This window comes from Flavobacterium supellecticarium (assembly GCF_004801375.1).
GTDB lineage: Bacteria > Bacteroidota > Bacteroidia > Flavobacteriales > Flavobacteriaceae > Flavobacterium > Flavobacterium supellecticarium.
Window position 1 is genome coordinate 40,788 of sequence record NZ_SSNZ01000006.1, and the last position, 14,441, is coordinate 55,228.

At 40.9% G+C, this 14,441-nt stretch carries 11 protein-coding genes and 1 riboswitch; of the genes, 1 reads left to right on the plus strand and 10 read right to left on the minus strand.

From position 1 onward, the window contains the following. Nucleotide 1 precedes the first annotated feature (1 nt). Both E6C50_RS12785 and E6C50_RS12790 read right to left on the minus strand, forming a co-directional pair. Entirely contained in the window at nucleotides 2-745 is a 744-nt protein-coding gene (locus E6C50_RS12785; RefSeq protein ID WP_168732816.1) for a head GIN domain-containing protein, read from the minus strand. Nucleotides 746-755: 10 nt separating this feature from the next. After that, nucleotides 756-1,850, minus strand: a complete 1,095-nt coding sequence (locus tag E6C50_RS12790; RefSeq protein ID WP_136403623.1) for an acyloxyacyl hydrolase — start codon at nucleotides 1,848-1,850, stop codon at nucleotides 756-758. Nucleotides 1,851-2,038: 188 nt separating this feature from the next. Between E6C50_RS12790 and E6C50_RS12795 the strand changes: the two genes are divergently transcribed. Continuing rightward, complete coding sequence (locus E6C50_RS12795) at nucleotides 2,039-2,674, plus strand: T9SS type A sorting domain-containing protein (protein WP_136403624.1); 636 nt, start codon at nucleotides 2,039-2,041, stop codon at nucleotides 2,672-2,674. 39 nt (nucleotides 2,675-2,713) lie between these two features. Here the strand turns inward: E6C50_RS12795 and metF are convergent, their stop codons facing one another. The 8 genes from metF to E6C50_RS12835 form a co-directional block, all read right to left on the minus strand. After that, nucleotides 2,714-3,670, minus strand: a complete 957-nt coding sequence (metF, locus tag E6C50_RS12800) for a methylenetetrahydrofolate reductase [NAD(P)H] (RefSeq protein WP_136403625.1) — start codon at nucleotides 3,668-3,670, stop codon at nucleotides 2,714-2,716. Nucleotides 3,671-3,695: 25 nt separating this feature from the next. Continuing rightward, on the minus strand, nucleotides 3,696-6,377 hold the full coding sequence (metH, locus tag E6C50_RS12805) for a methionine synthase (protein WP_136403626.1): 2,682 nt from the start codon (nucleotides 6,375-6,377) through the stop codon (nucleotides 3,696-3,698). Between the two features lie 5 nt (nucleotides 6,378-6,382). Next, a complete protein-coding gene (locus E6C50_RS12810) occupies nucleotides 6,383-7,375 on the minus strand; it encodes a homocysteine S-methyltransferase family protein (protein WP_136403627.1) in 993 nt (330 codons plus the stop codon). A gap of 148 nt (nucleotides 7,376-7,523) precedes the next feature. After that, nucleotides 7,524-7,644: riboswitch (SAM riboswitch) on the minus strand. Nucleotides 7,645-7,715: 71 nt separating this feature from the next. Continuing rightward, complete coding sequence (locus E6C50_RS12815; RefSeq protein WP_136403628.1) at nucleotides 7,716-8,888, minus strand: trans-sulfuration enzyme family protein; 1,173 nt, start codon at nucleotides 8,886-8,888, stop codon at nucleotides 7,716-7,718. A 24-nt stretch (nucleotides 8,889-8,912) separates the two neighbouring features. Continuing rightward, a complete protein-coding gene (gene thrA, locus E6C50_RS12820; RefSeq protein ID WP_136403629.1) occupies nucleotides 8,913-11,324 on the minus strand; it encodes a bifunctional aspartate kinase/homoserine dehydrogenase I in 2,412 nt (803 codons plus the stop codon). Next, nucleotides 11,321-12,313 carry an alpha/beta fold hydrolase gene (locus E6C50_RS12825; RefSeq protein WP_136403630.1) on the minus strand — a complete coding sequence of 331 codons (993 nt, stop codon included), beginning with the start codon at nucleotides 12,311-12,313 and terminating at the stop codon, nucleotides 11,321-11,323. The genes thrA and E6C50_RS12825 overlap by 4 nt, the downstream gene beginning before the upstream one ends. Nucleotides 12,314-12,419: 106 nt before the next feature. Next, nucleotides 12,420-12,878: an OsmC family protein gene (locus E6C50_RS12830; protein ID WP_136403631.1), complete on the minus strand. Its 459-nt coding sequence runs from the start codon at nucleotides 12,876-12,878 to the stop codon at nucleotides 12,420-12,422. After that, a complete protein-coding gene (locus E6C50_RS12835) occupies nucleotides 12,875-14,173 on the minus strand; it encodes an O-acetylhomoserine aminocarboxypropyltransferase/cysteine synthase family protein (protein ID WP_136403632.1) in 1,299 nt (432 codons plus the stop codon). Before E6C50_RS12835 ends, E6C50_RS12830 begins: the two co-directional genes overlap by 4 nt. Nucleotides 14,174-14,441: the final 268 nt, after the last annotated feature.

Consider the following 14,441-nt stretch of genomic DNA (forward strand, 5'->3'; position numbering starts at 1 on the left):
TCTAATTATAGACGACATGCCCGGTATAATGCTGGGCTATTTCTACTAAAGACGGGTTGTTTTTCAGCACCACATTCCCGGTACTGTAAATATTTCCTTTTATATCCTGTTGCGGATTTACAATGATATCATTGGTACTTCGCTGAAAAACATACACCTGTTGTGCAATCAGATTTTGCCCCTCAAAACGTTCGGCACCGGAATAAAAAGCAATAGTAAGATTGGTTGCTTTTCCGGAAATACGATATAACGAAGCCTGATTATCTTCGACAACAAGATTGGTACATTCCAATTGCAAATCGAATATTCCCGAAGCCGTATCGGAATACATACCCGACCGGATGGCAAAATCATCAAAATGCAGCACTCCATTTGAGGAGATATTAAATTGGGAAGCCGAATAAATCCCTTTTAAATCCGGTACGGTGACATAGACTTTTGTGATGTTTTTATCGCGAAACCAACTGCATCCGTTGGAATTCCGCAGCAGCAATTTATCATCCGAAACCGAAACCGAAATACCCGGTAAAAGATTCGCCCCGGTTTCCACGAGTATTTTCGTTTCGCTACCTTGCTTTACAATCATTTCAATACCTTCTCCTACATCGATCCAGCTAAAATCAGGAGTTACAATTTCATTGGTGATAGTACTTCCGGAAGCCATAAAACAGTCCGGTGCTTTTTCGGAATTACAGGAGAACAGCACAAAAAGGATGATCAATAAACAAGAATAATATTTTGTCATTTGTTTCATTTTACAATCGGATTCCAAGACTACATTCGAGCGCTTCGGCTTTCGCAGCATGTGTTTTTAAACCTACTCCTGCGAAAACGTTACGGGTCATATAAAATTTGAGTCCTAATCGCTGGTAAAAGGACGCGTGTATTTTTGCGGGATCATATACATAATAGCCTAGTTGTGTTTCGAAAGTAAAGCGGTTTACAAAAAGTTCATGGCCTATAAAAAATCCGGCTCTTTTATAATCGACATTTGGATCGCTGTTTTTTTCGTAATACGCAATAGCCATATAGCGAATGTATTCTTTCAGATACAGCGACCAGAAGAAATCACCTCCGAACTGAATCGCACTTTTTTTACTGATCCGCTTATCGACATACGCCGAAAGCACATAAAACGGATACTGCCCACTTCCGATAACATCACTTTCATTAACACCACTACGAAAAACAACAGTATAGCGAAGTGGTTCGGTATAACGGGTGGTATCTTTTTCGAACGTATATTCCGGTTCCTTTTCGCTAAAATTATAATTAAGTCCAACAGTAAAAGCCATCGTATTGGTACTGGTATTTGGCGCTTTGATATTGGCATTCGAATGATGTACCAATAACAATCCGGTTTGTACTCCGAGACCTTTCCACACATTCAGTTTGTTGTAGTTCAGCATAAAATAAGTCGAGGGCATCAAGCGCGTACTATAGGCAAAATTCCGAAAGTTGGTTTCTTTATCATACGGATTCGTACTATAAGCAATTCCCTGTCCTACTCTAAACTGAAGGTTCCGTTTTAAAAAATAAAAATTATAATGTCCGTATAAACCATACAGGTCGCCTAATATTTCGTTTTTATTTCTCTGGTACTGAAACGACAGTCCGTAATCCGGGAAATTATATTCCGACTGCCAGGCGGCACTCCCATAGGTTTTGCGATTGATTCCGAGTAAGATTCCTTCCGGATGCGACGTAATAAGATGTTTTATCGCATTATTATGCGGCAATATATTCCCATAGAAGTAATTGGCTTCCACAAAATAGCGCTTCTCTTTTGCATTTTGGGAAAAAGCGAAACCATAAAAAAGCAGGAATACTAAGTATAAATAATGTCTCATTTTGTCTTTGGCAAGCAGACAAATATAGACAAATCAGAATATATCCATCATTTTCTGACACAATTCTTATCTTAGCAAGACAACAATTCCTGTTTTTACTCCCTATACATTTTATCCTCTACAAATACCGTAAATCTATACGATTTACGATTTTAAACATTAGTATTTTTCTTTTTATAAATTAAACCATGAAAAAGATACGAAAAATTTTATTCTGCTGTCTGATTAGTTGCTATACCTATGCGCAAATGAATATAGACTATTATTATACCAATAAAAATCTAAATATAAGTACAGGTCCATTTGAAACAGGCACAACTGTAACAGTAAATTATCACGATTTCCCGCTAAAGAGTTCCTCTTGGTTTTGGTTAGTTGTTATGCCTTATAGCAAATCTGCAGTTTATAATCCTCTTGCAGGAGGTGGTCGTCTGGATTACTCCGGTTATATTTATGGAAACGGCAGTTGGTCAACTACTTTTAACAATGAAGGTGAGTTCTCCATTCTTATAGCAAAAAATCCGGTCAATGTTATATTTCAAGGAGCTATATTCTTTAAAATTGTCAAAAAAAAGCTATCGTTGGACAACATCTTAACAGCAAAAGAAGCCGTCCATATTTCCCCAAACCCGACTAATGGCTTGTTCAAAATAGCAACAGCGGAAACTATTTCTGAAATACAGATTCACGATCAAATGGGAAAATGTGTCCTAAAAACAGCTTCAAATTCCATAGACATTACGGCACAGCCCAACGGAATTTACTTTGCAACCATTCAGGATAAGAATAGTAATGTCGTAAAACGAAAAATAATAAAAAAATAAAAACACCTGTAAGGTTTAAAATCTTACAGGTGTGAGCTCTTAAAATACAGTTGCTGCAATTTTCCGGATACTTTCCGAACGTCCCATCGAATAGTAATGTAAAACCGGTATTCCGGCAGCTATTAATTCCCGACTTTGGGCAATGCACCATTCGATTCCGATTTCTTTTACGGTTTCATTATCCGCTGCTTTTACCACTTCCATAATCAATTCATCAGGCAAATCCACTTTAAAACGATGTGGAATCTGATTGAGTTGCTTTTTGGTAGAAATTGGTTTTAAACCCGGGATAATCGGCACTTCGATACCTTCTTTCCGGCATTTGGCTACAAAATCGAAAAACTTACGATTATCAAAAAACATTTGGGTAATGATATAATCTGCTCCGTTTTTGATCTTTTGTTTTAGGAAATGAATATCGCTATCCAGACTCGGTGCTTCCATATGCTTTTCGGGATAACCGGCCACGCCGATACAAAAATTGGTCTTATTGGTATTTTGCAAATCTGCATCCAGATAAATCCCGTTGTTTAGGTTATTGATTTGCGTTACCAATTCGCTCGCATACTGATTTCCTTCCTTTTCGGGTTTAAAATAGATTTCGCTTTTTACCGCATCGCCTCGTAAAGCCACTACGTTATCGATTCCGAGGAAATCCATGTCAATCAGGAAATTTTCGGTATCTTCTCTGTTAAACCCACCACACAGAATATGCGGAATGGCATCGACCTGATATTTATTCTGGATCGCCGAACAGATTCCAACCGTACCCGGTCTTTTTTTTACGATCTTCTTCTCGAGCAATCCGTTTGGCAATTCTTTATATTCGTATTCCTCCCTGTGATAGGTCACATCGATAAACGGAGGTTTAAACTCCATCAGCGGTTCGATATTATCGAATATACATTGGATGTTTTGCCCTTTTAACGGCGGCAATATCTCGAAAGAAAACAATGATTTTCCCGCTGCATTTGCTATATGTTGTGTTACTTTCATTTTAAAATGTTATAATTTCCTTTTGTTAATCGGCTATATTCGGATTCAACCATTTTTCGGCATACTCATACGGTACCTTGCGACGTTGTGCATAATCGCGAACCTGATCTTCTTTTATCTTCCCCAGTCCGAAATATTTACTTTCGGGATTTCCGAAATAATAACCGGATACCGAAGACGCCGGCCACATGGCCAGACTTTCCGTTAGCTTTACTCCGATTTTGTTTTCTACGTCGAGTAATGTCCATATTGTATTTTTTTCAAGGTGATCGGGACAAGCCGGATAACCGGGTGCCGGCCGTATTCCTTTGTACTTTTCGGAAATCAGTTCGTCATTACTCAGCACCTCATCAGAAGCATATCCCCAGATTTCTTTTCGCACTTTTTCGTGCAGGAATTCGGCAAACGCTTCTGCAAATCGGTCACCCAACGCCTTGATCATAATTGAGTTATAATCGTCGTGAGCCGCTTCAAATTCAGCTGCCTTTTCATCCACTCCAAAACCGGTTGTAACACAAAAAGCGCCGATATAATCCTGTTTTTCGCTCTCTTTTGGCGCTATAAAATCGGACAAAGCAATATTAGGCGCTCCTTTTGTTTTTTGTGATTGTTGTCGTAGCGTTAAAAACGTTTCCAATATGTTTCCTTTCTCATCATACACTTCGATATCGTCGTCGTTTACCTGATTGGCCGGAAAAACCCCATAAATTCCTTTGGCTTCCAACCAGTTTTCGGTTATAAGTTGCTCTAACATTTTTTGTGCATCCTGAAACAAGATTATTGCCTGTTCTCCTACCACTTCATCTTCTAAAATATTTGGGTATTTCCCATGCAAATCCCAGGTTCTGAAAAACGGTGTCCAGTCGATATAACCGACCAGTTCTTTCAATCGAACCGTAATGGTATGTACTCCGGTTTTATACGGCTTTTGTGGTATAAACTGATCCCAATCCAATTTCAGTTTGTTGGCGCGTGCTTCGGCTATTGTCAGGAAGTTTTTATCGCGCGAACGGTTTAAAAAACCTTCCCGTAACTCGTCGTATTCCGAACGTATGGCTTTGGCATAATCCGTTTTAACATTTTGATTGATCAGATTTCCAGCTACCGTTACGGCTCGCGAAGCATCATTCACATGTACTACTGTTTCGGAATATTCCGGAGCGATCTTTACAGCCGTATGCGCACGGGACGTCGTCGCTCCACCAATCATTAGTGGAATTTTTATATTGAGCTTATCCATCTCTTTGGCCAGATACACCATTTCATCCAACGATGGTGTGATCAATCCACTCAGACCGATAATATCGACCTGTTCTTTAACTGCGATTTCGATAATTTTTTCCGGCGGAACCATCACCCCTAAATCGATGATTTCAAAGTTATTGCATCCTAAAACTACCGAGACAATATTTTTACCAATATCATGTACATCGCCTTTTACGGTTGCCATCAAAATCTTTCCGGCCGAACGGGATGCTCCGTCTTTGCCCGCTTCGATAAACGGTAACAAATAAGCCACCGCTTTTTTCATTACTCTGGCCGATTTGACCACCTGTGGCAGGAACATTTTTCCATTTCCAAACAAATCGCCTACAACATTCATTCCGGCCATCAGGTTTATTTCGATCACCTCAATCGGTTTCTGTACCATTTGGCGTGCTTCTTCCACATCAAGTTCTACAAACTCATCGATTCCTTTTACCAATGCATGTGTGAGTCGTTCCTGTACGGTTCCGTTACGCCATTCCTGATTTTGTTTTTCGATCGTTTTGGCATCGCCTTTTACATTTTCGGCAAATACCAACAGTCGCTCGGTTGCGTCATCTCTACGATCCAGCAATACGTCTTCTACATATTCCAGTAAATCCTTTGGAATTTCATCGTATACCTCCAACATCTCCGGATTTACAATCCCCATCGACATTCCGTGCTGAATGGCATGATACAGGAAAGCCGAATGCATCGCTTCACGTACCCGGTCGTTTCCGCGGAAAGAAAAAGACACATTACTCACTCCACCGCTTACATTAGTATATGGCAGGTTTTCACGAATCCATTTTGTCGCGTGGAAAAAATCAAGCGCATTGCGACGGTGTTCTTCCATTCCGGTAGCCACTGGAAAAATATTCGGATCGAAAATGATATCTTCCGCCGGAAATCCTACCTGATCAACCAAAATATCATAGGAACGCTTACAGATTTCAATCCGACGTTCATACGTGTCTGCTTGTCCGGCTTCATCGAAAGCCATCACAATCACAGCCGCACCATAGCGTTTAATCAATTTAGCATGGTGGATAAATGTCGCTTCACCTTCTTTTAGACTGATGGAATTCACGACACATTTTCCCTGTACAACTTTTAAACCGGCCTCGATGATTTCCCATTTGGAGCTATCAATCATTACCGGTACACGGGAGATATCAGGTTCCGAAGCGACAAGATTCAGGAATCGGGTCATTGCAGCTACACCATCGAGCATCCCTTCATCCATATTAATATCGACAATCTGCGCGCCACCTTCTACCTGAGCACGGGCAATATCGAGTGCTTCTTCATATTTTTCTTCTTTTATCAGGCGCAAAAATTTCCGTGACCCGGTCACATTGGTGCGTTCCCCTACATTCACGAAAATACTTTCCGGAGTGATAATCAACGGTTCTAATCCTGATAATCGCAAGTATTTTTTACAATCTGCTTCAGTCATGCTCTCTATTCTAAAATTCTGGGTTGGTAATCTTTCGCCACTTCAGCAATCAGGCGAATATGCTCCGGAGTAGTTCCACAGCAGCCGCCAATAATATTGATCAGGTTATCGTCGAGATATTCTCTTATCAAAACCTGCATTTCTTCCGGTGTCTGATCGTATTGTCCGAAAGCGTTGGGCAATCCGGCATTCGGATGCGCCGATATATTAAAAGAAGTATTGTGTGCCAGTCGTTTTAAATACGGTTTTAACTGATCGGCTCCCAAAGCACAGTTAAATCCAACACTTAGCAACGGAATATGCGAAATCGAAATCAGGAAAGCCTCAACCGTTTGTCCGGACAAGGTTCTACCGGAAGCATCCGTAATCGTACCGCTCACCATTACCGGGATATCGAGATTGCGTTCTTCTTTTACCTCATCGATTGCAAACAAAGCGGCTTTTGCATTCAATGTATCGAAAATGGTTTCAACCAGTAATATATCACTTCCGCCATCAATAAGTGCTTCGACCTGTTGTTTATAAGCAATTCGTAAATCATCGAAAGTAACTGCGCGATATCCGGGATCATTTACATCGGGCGACATACTGGCCGTACGGTTGGTTGGCCCTATAGAACCAGCTACAAAACGTGGTTTATCTGGATTTTGCGCCGTGAATGTATCGGCTACTTCACGGGCAATTTTAGCCGATTCGTAGTTGAGTTCGTACACCAGATCTTCCAGGTGATAATCGGCCATACCGATAGTAGTTCCCGAAAACGTATTGGTTTCGACAATATCGGCACCCGCGTCAAAATATTGCGCGTGGATTTCGCGAATCGCCTGTGGTTGTGTAATGGAAAGGAGATCGTTGTTTCCTTTTAGCGGATGCGGGAAATCTTTAAATCGCTCGCCTCTAAAATCTTCTTCCGAAAAGTTGTATCGCTGTAACATCGTTCCCATTGCTCCGTCAAGAATCAGGATTCTGTTTTGCAGCGCTTCATTAATCTTTGACATTTTTTAGTTTTTTTTAGTTTTAGCCAAAGTCAATATGAAAACAGCGCCTATAGCACTATAAACATATAGTCTTAGCTTTTTGCAGTTCTGAAAATCAGCGTAAAAAATGTCATCCGTAAAGAGAGAAGGAATACCAGAAAAGTATTCTTTGTTATCTATCCTGAAAACCAATTTGCATTGTTTTCGGGTAGAATGTAGCACCTTCTTTAAAGAGTAAAGGGTTGCTAAGGCTTCATCGGGTCTATTCCCTCTGCCTTTCGTGATAACATTTCAGTCTGTATAAGAACAGTGCAAAATAACGCAATTGTTTTATACCAACCAAATTTCCGTGCTTAAATTGCTACACGAGTGCTTGTTCGAGATCGGCAATGATGTCGTTTACACTTTCCAAACCGGCTGAAATCCGTACTAATCCATCGGTAATACTAACCGCCAGACGTTCCTGTTCCGTCAGTTTACTATGTGTGGTAGACGCCGGATGTGTAACGATCGTTCGGGTATCTCCTAAATTTGCCGACAAGGAACACAGTTTGATTTTGTCCAGAAACTGTCGTCCGGCAGCAATCCCTCCTTTGATTTCGAAAGCGACAATATTTCCGCCCAATCGCATTTGTTTTTTGGCGATTTCATATTGCGGATGTGACCTTAAAAAAGGATATTTTACCGTTTGTACGTTGGGATGACTTTCTAAAAAGTGCGCGATTTTCTCAGCATTTTCACAATGTTTTTCCACCCGAACCGGTAGTGTTTCCAAACTTTTTGACAAAATCCAGGCGTTAAATGGTGCTAAAGCCGGTCCCGTATTTCGTGAAAAAAGATAAATCTCCCGGATGAGTTCTTCTTTTCCAACTGTCACACCTCCCAAAACCCGACCTTGACCGTCGATTAATTTGGTTGCCGAATGGATCACCAAATCGGCTCCAAAGGCAATTGGATTCTGAAGATACGGTGTCGCAAAACAGTTATCGACAATCAGAATCAGGTTGTGTTTTTTAGCAATTTTTCCCAGATATTCCAGATCGAGAATATCCACGGCGGGATTGGTTGGCGATTCAGCAAACAGAATACGAGTGTTCGGTTGGATATAACTTTCGATTGTTTCCGGTTCGGTAATAGTAAAGTAGCTGGTTGTAATATTCCATTTTGGAAAATACTTTGTAAAAAGCGTATGGGTCGATCCGAATACACTACTGGCCGACACGATATGATCACCGGCATTTAACAGCGCAGCAAAGGTCGAATACACCGCCGCCATTCCGGTAGCAAAGGCATAACCCGACTCGGCACCTTCCATTTTGCAGATTTTCTCCACAAATTCGCTGGTGTTTGGGTTGGAAAACCGACTGTAAATATTCCTATTTTTTTCTTCGGCAAAAGAAGCCCGCATATCTTCGGCATCTTCAAAAATAAAACTGGACGTAAGGTACAATGGTACCGAATGTTCCAAATACTGACTGCGTTCTGTCTGAGTTCGAATAGCCTGCGTTTCGAATCCCAATGGTGAGTTGCTCATGATTTTGTTTGTTTTAAGATAGTTTTATTTCTTTTCCGATAATCGCAGAATATCGCCAAAGACACCTCTTGCGGTTACCGAAGCACCGGCACCGGCACCTTGAATTATAATTGGTTGATCACCGTACGAATCGGTATAGATTTCAAAAATCGAATCGGAACCTTTTAATTGTCCCAACGCTGAATTCCCCGGAACAGAGACTAATTTTACATCGAGATTACCTTTGTCCTGTTGTAAGTCGCCCGACAATTCGCCGATGTAACGCAATACATAACCCGGTTGCTGTTTTTCTTTTACCGACTGATACAATGGGTCCAGTTCGGAAATCCGGTTTAAAAATTCCGAAGCACTACCTTGCTGTAATTGTTCCGGGATCAGGTTTTGTATTTTAATTTCTTCAAACTCATTTTGCAGATCAAGTTCCCGAGCCAGGATCAGTAATTTACGCGCCACATCATTTCCACTAAGATCTTCGCGCGGATCGGGTTCGGTAAAACCTTTGTCGACCGCTTCCTTCAACACCTGACTAAACGGTCTGTTTTCGACTGAAAAATGATTAAACAAATAACTTAACGTACCGGAAAACACGCCTTTTATCTTGGTGATATTCTCCCCGGAAAGATGTAGTAATTTAATGGTGTCGATAAGTGGTAAGCCCGCGCCTACATTGGTTTCGTATAAATAATTTTTCTGATTATCGGCCAGCGTTTTACGGAGTTTTTGATAGAACGCATATCCAACGGTATTCGCTATTTTATTCGACGAGATCAGATCGAAACTTTTTTCAGCCAGCGGAATATAGTTTTCGATAAAATCGGCACTGGCGGTATTATCAATGGCAATCAGGTTTTCCAAATGGTGTTCCTCAGCATAATCGATTACGTCATCCACACTGTACACTTTTCCGTTTTGCTGGATTTCCTGTCGCCAATCGGCTGTAATTCCGTCCTTATTGAATAGTGCTTTTTTGGAATTTCCAATGGCAAAAATGTTGAGTTTGATTCCTTTTATTTTTTCAATATTCGCTGCGGAAGCCAAAACCTGATCAATCAGTGTTCCACCAACCAATCCATGTCCGAACACTGCAATATTGATTTTTTTGGCCACACCGAATATTTCTCCGTGAATCACATTTAGCGCCTTGTGGGTTTGTGCTTTTCGGACAACCAAACTCACATTTTTACCGGTTACGGTATTATTAAACAATACCGGTACAATTTTATTTCGGATTAAAGCCGTATACGGTTTATGGAACGTACTCAGATCCTGACCAATAATAGAAATCACTGCTACATCATCGTTGGCTGTGATTTTACTTACATCCTTATTATAAAAATCATTTTCAAACTCCCGTTCCAAACCTACGATTGCTTTGGTCACTTTATCGGCCGCCACTATAATTCCGATTCCCCTTTCGGATGATCCCTGTGAAATAATACTCACACTGATCTCATTATCGGCCATCACGCGGAAAATACGGGCATCGATTCCGGTTTTACCCAAGAGACCTCTCCCTTCCAGGTTGATCAATGCAACATTATCCAGTACCGAAAGTGTTTTAATTCCTTCGTTATCCGACATGGCCGTGATCAACGTTCCCTTGTTGTTATGATTAAAAGTATTCAGTACCCGAAGCGGGATATTTTTTTCGATAAGCGGTACGATGGTTTTCGCGTGTAGTATGGTCGCTCCGAAGTTGGCCAGTTCGTTGGCTTCGTTAAACGACAACCGCTCTATTTTTTTAGCGTCTTTTACCAGATCGGGATTGGCAGTATAGATACCATCCACATGGGTATAATTTTGTAGTTCTTCTGCTTCGAGGTAATTGGCAATTAAAGAGGCGGTATAATTACTTCCGTTACGGCCCAAGGTTGTGGTTTCGTTATTGACATTCGATCCGATAAACCCGGTGATAACATTAATGGTGGTGCCGTTATGTTGTTTGAAGTGATTGAGGATATTCTTTCGTGAGGTCTGTTCCAGCGGTTGTGCATTTCCGAATTTGGTATCGGTCTTGATCAGTAATCGCGTATCGGAAAAATTAGCATTGAGTCCTTTTTGTTGTAATGCTTCTGTAACGACCTTTGCAGCGATAACTTCGCCCTGAGCCAGTACGTTATCTTTAATTTTAGGGCTGTAATCTCCTAAAAGTGCTACACCTTCGAACAATTTATCGAGTAGGGAAAACTCACTGGAAAGATCGGCTGTCGAATTTCCCTGTTGCTCCTTTTTAAACGTTTCCAATTGTTTGATATAGGATTTGTTTTTTGAAGCGGCTTCCAGTATTTGTTCCAGTTCATTTGTGGCATTTCCGATAGCCGAAACCACTACTGCAATCTTCTCCTGATTTTCGACTTTGTCCTGAATAATACGGAGTACCTTATCGAAACCGCCATTATAAGCCAGCGACTTTCCTCCAAATTTTAATATTTTCATTGTATTTTTTGTTTAGCAGTTATAAATATCTTTTGTAGTAGGGTATTTAATTGTTCGAATTCAATCAGAAAAGCATCGTGCCCGTGAATGGATTGTATTTCGTGATAATAAACGTTGGTATGGACTCTTTTTAGAATTTCGTAAGTCTCCCGGTTTTGATCGACAGTAAAAAAATAATCGCTGTCTACGGCCACCAGGTGAATATGTGCTGTCGTTTCTTTTCCGAATTGCAAAAAACTACCACAATGGCTTGCTTCACCTATGGTTTTGAGTAAATGATTCATCAGTTTATAGGATGCCAGCTGAAACCTGTTTTTAAGCTTTTCACCATGATGCAATAACCAACCTTCTACCTTATATTCTTTATTGGGATCATTCTGTTCCCGGTTAAATTTTTTGTTTAGTGACAAAGGCGTACGATACAATAACATGGCATGCAATCGGGCATCATGAATTGGATTTTCGGAATTGTTCAGAATTTTATCCTGAACCAACACATTAGCAATCAGCCAGTCGGTCGCTTTCCAGTCGGTTGCAATGGGAATCAGGTTTTCAATTTGCAGTGGTTTTAGAAAGGCCATTTCCCAGGCAATTCCGCCACCAAGACTTCCGCCGATTACCGCGAACAATTTTTGAATTCCGAGGGATTCCAATCCTTCCCAAAAAATTGCAGCAATATCTTTTGTTGTAAAGTCTGTATAATTAAGAATCAGGTTATCCGGATTTCCGTCATAGCCATTGCCCGGTATATTAAAAGCGATTACGGTATAATAATCGGTATCAATAACCGCCCCGGAACCGATCAGACTTTTCCACCATCCGTTTTCACCGGTTACCTGTGAATTTCCGGTTAACGCATGGTTTACCAATACCACCGGAGCCGTTCCGACGGGTTGTCCGAAATACTGATAATACAATGGAATCCATCTTTTCACCGCGGCATTCTCCAGTCTAAAATCAAACAGATCTATTTTATGTATACTACTCATTCCTTTTTCTTTTTTTGAAACTGCCTCTAACGATTGCAGACGTGTCAGAGGCAGTAAAAACAAACAAAACAACTTAATTTTCTTTTTCCGATCGGAAGGGATCTTGTCAGATCACTTCCGATGTCGTATATTCTTTTACCAGTGTAAGTAAAACCGAAGACGTGTTGAGCAGACTATCGCGTAGCGGGCATCTTTCTTTTACGGTATCGATCCATTGTTTTAGTACTACCAGCGAGGCATCTGTAGTTGGTTTCACAACTACTTCTATACGCTTTAAACCGGGTCTGCTATTGGTATCCAGACCTGCTATTTTACTGGTTTCGAGTTCACCGGATATTTCGATCTGAAGGGCTTTCAGATCCAATTTAAGCTCTCTGGCAACGATGTGACCTACGGCATTGATACTTCCGGCAAACCCTGCGAGTAAAAACTCAACGGGACTGGGACCATTCTGGTCACCCAGAACTACATTATTACTTATTCTTACTTTGAAATTTTCTGTTTTCACAACGAATTGTTCGCTGTTTTCAACAAATCCTAATACGTTTACTATTTTGGTACTCATGATGTTACTTCTCTTTTTAATTTAACTTTTTCAAATGCCTGTCTCAGGTCGGTTTTCAAATCTTCCAGGTCTTCAAGACCTACCGACAAGCGGACTAAATCTTTGGTTACTCCCGTAGCTTCCTGCTGTTCATCGGTTAACTGTTGGTGCGTGGTACTCGTTGGATGAATAATCAGTGACTTAGAATCACCGATATTAGCCAGCAGCGAAAACAATTTTGTTTCATCGGCCACCAATCGTGCGGCATCAAAACCACCTTTTAAGCCAAAGGTTAGCACTCCGTTTTGCCCTTTTGGCAGGTATTGTTTAGCCAACTCATGATAACGACTGGATGGTAATCCCGGATAATTCACCCAGGCCACTTCTTCCTGTTGTTCCAGCCATTGTGCCAGTTCCAATGCATTTTCACTGTGTTTTTTCACCCGGATATCCAGTGTTTCTAATCCCTGAATAATCTGAAAAGCATTAAACGGACTTAAAGCGGCTCCAAAATCCCGTAGTCCTTCGATTCGTACTTTCGCGATAAAAGCGGCATTTCCTAATGCTACCTGGTATACGAGTCCGTGGTATCCGGTTGACGGTTCTGTAAATTCCGGGAACTTCCCGTTACTCCAGTCAAAATTTCCGGCATCGATAATGACACCTCCTAACGAAGTTCCGTTACCGGATATATATTTTGTTAGCGAGTGAATTACAATATTTGCCCCGTGTTCAATCGGGTTTAACAAATAGGGCGTTGCCACGGTATTGTCTACAATAAACGGTACCTTAAATTGTTGCGCCTGTTTGGAAATGGCCTTGAGATCCAGTACATCCAATTTTGGATTTCCAAGGCTTTCTGCAAAAAACGCCCGTGTATTTTCCTGAGCTGCTTTTGTAAAGTTTTCCGGATCGGAAGGATCCACAAACGTGGTGGTAATCCCCAGTCGCGGTAAGGTTACATTCAATAAATTATAGGTTCCGCCATACAGACTGTTGGAAGCCACGATATGATCGCCGGATCGCAGTAATACTAAAAGCGTTGTAGCGATTGCAGCCGTTCCGGAAGCCGTCACCACGGCTCCGATACCACCTTCCAAAGCCGCCAGGCGTTGTTCCAGTATATCATTGGTCGGGTTATTTAATCGGGTATAGATATATCCTGCTTCTGTTAATCCGAACAGATTAGCCGCGTGTTCGGCATTGTTAAATACATAGGATGTTGTCTGATAAATAGGTACGGCACGAGTTCCTGCGTTATTTTTTACGTTATGTCCTGCGTGCAATGCGTTTGTTGAAAATTTCTGAGTGCTCATGTTTTTATGAATTTAAAGTTAGATTTTGATTAAAAAAAAAGTCCTTTTGGCGCTTTACCAAAAGGACTTTACAGTTTGAACTATATAAACTAGACTAAGTCATTCGCTTTTGGCAATAGCAATGGGTTGCGTACATACAAATACACATCATTCGTTTCATCATCATTTTAATTGCTGTTGCCTTCATTTTGTTTGGATTCTTATTGTTTAATTTTTAATACTATCTAAACCTGGATTGTTGTTAAATAAAAAAAGCCCCTGCTTTTTG

Excerpts from the sequence above, each read along its gene's own strand:
- E6C50_RS12785 (WP_168732816.1), bottom strand. The coding sequence starts at position 745 with ATGACAAAATATTATTCTTGTTTATTGATCATCCTTTTTGTGCTGTTC.
- E6C50_RS12790 (WP_136403623.1), bottom strand. The coding sequence starts at position 1,850 with ATGAGACATTATTTATACTTAGTATTCCTGCTTTTTTATGGTTTCGCT.
- E6C50_RS12795 (WP_136403624.1), top strand. The coding sequence starts at position 2,039 with ATGAAAAAGATACGAAAAATTTTATTCTGCTGTCTGATTAGTTGCTAT.
- metF (WP_136403625.1), bottom strand. The coding sequence starts at position 3,670 with ATGAAAGTAACACAACATATAGCAAATGCAGCGGGAAAATCATTGTTT.
- metH (WP_136403626.1), bottom strand. The coding sequence starts at position 6,377 with ATGACTGAAGCAGATTGTAAAAAATACTTGCGATTATCAGGATTAGAA.
- E6C50_RS12810 (WP_136403627.1), bottom strand. The coding sequence starts at position 7,375 with ATGTCAAAGATTAATGAAGCGCTGCAAAACAGAATCCTGATTCTTGAC.
- E6C50_RS12815 (WP_136403628.1), bottom strand. The coding sequence starts at position 8,888 with ATGAGCAACTCACCATTGGGATTCGAAACGCAGGCTATTCGAACTCAG.
- thrA (WP_136403629.1), bottom strand. The coding sequence starts at position 11,324 with ATGAAAATATTAAAATTTGGAGGAAAGTCGCTGGCTTATAATGGCGGT.
- E6C50_RS12825 (WP_136403630.1), bottom strand. The coding sequence starts at position 12,313 with ATGAGTAGTATACATAAAATAGATCTGTTTGATTTTAGACTGGAGAAT.
- E6C50_RS12830 (WP_136403631.1), bottom strand. The coding sequence starts at position 12,878 with ATGAGTACCAAAATAGTAAACGTATTAGGATTTGTTGAAAACAGCGAA.
- E6C50_RS12835 (WP_136403632.1), bottom strand. The coding sequence starts at position 14,173 with ATGAGCACTCAGAAATTTTCAACAAACGCATTGCACGCAGGACATAAC.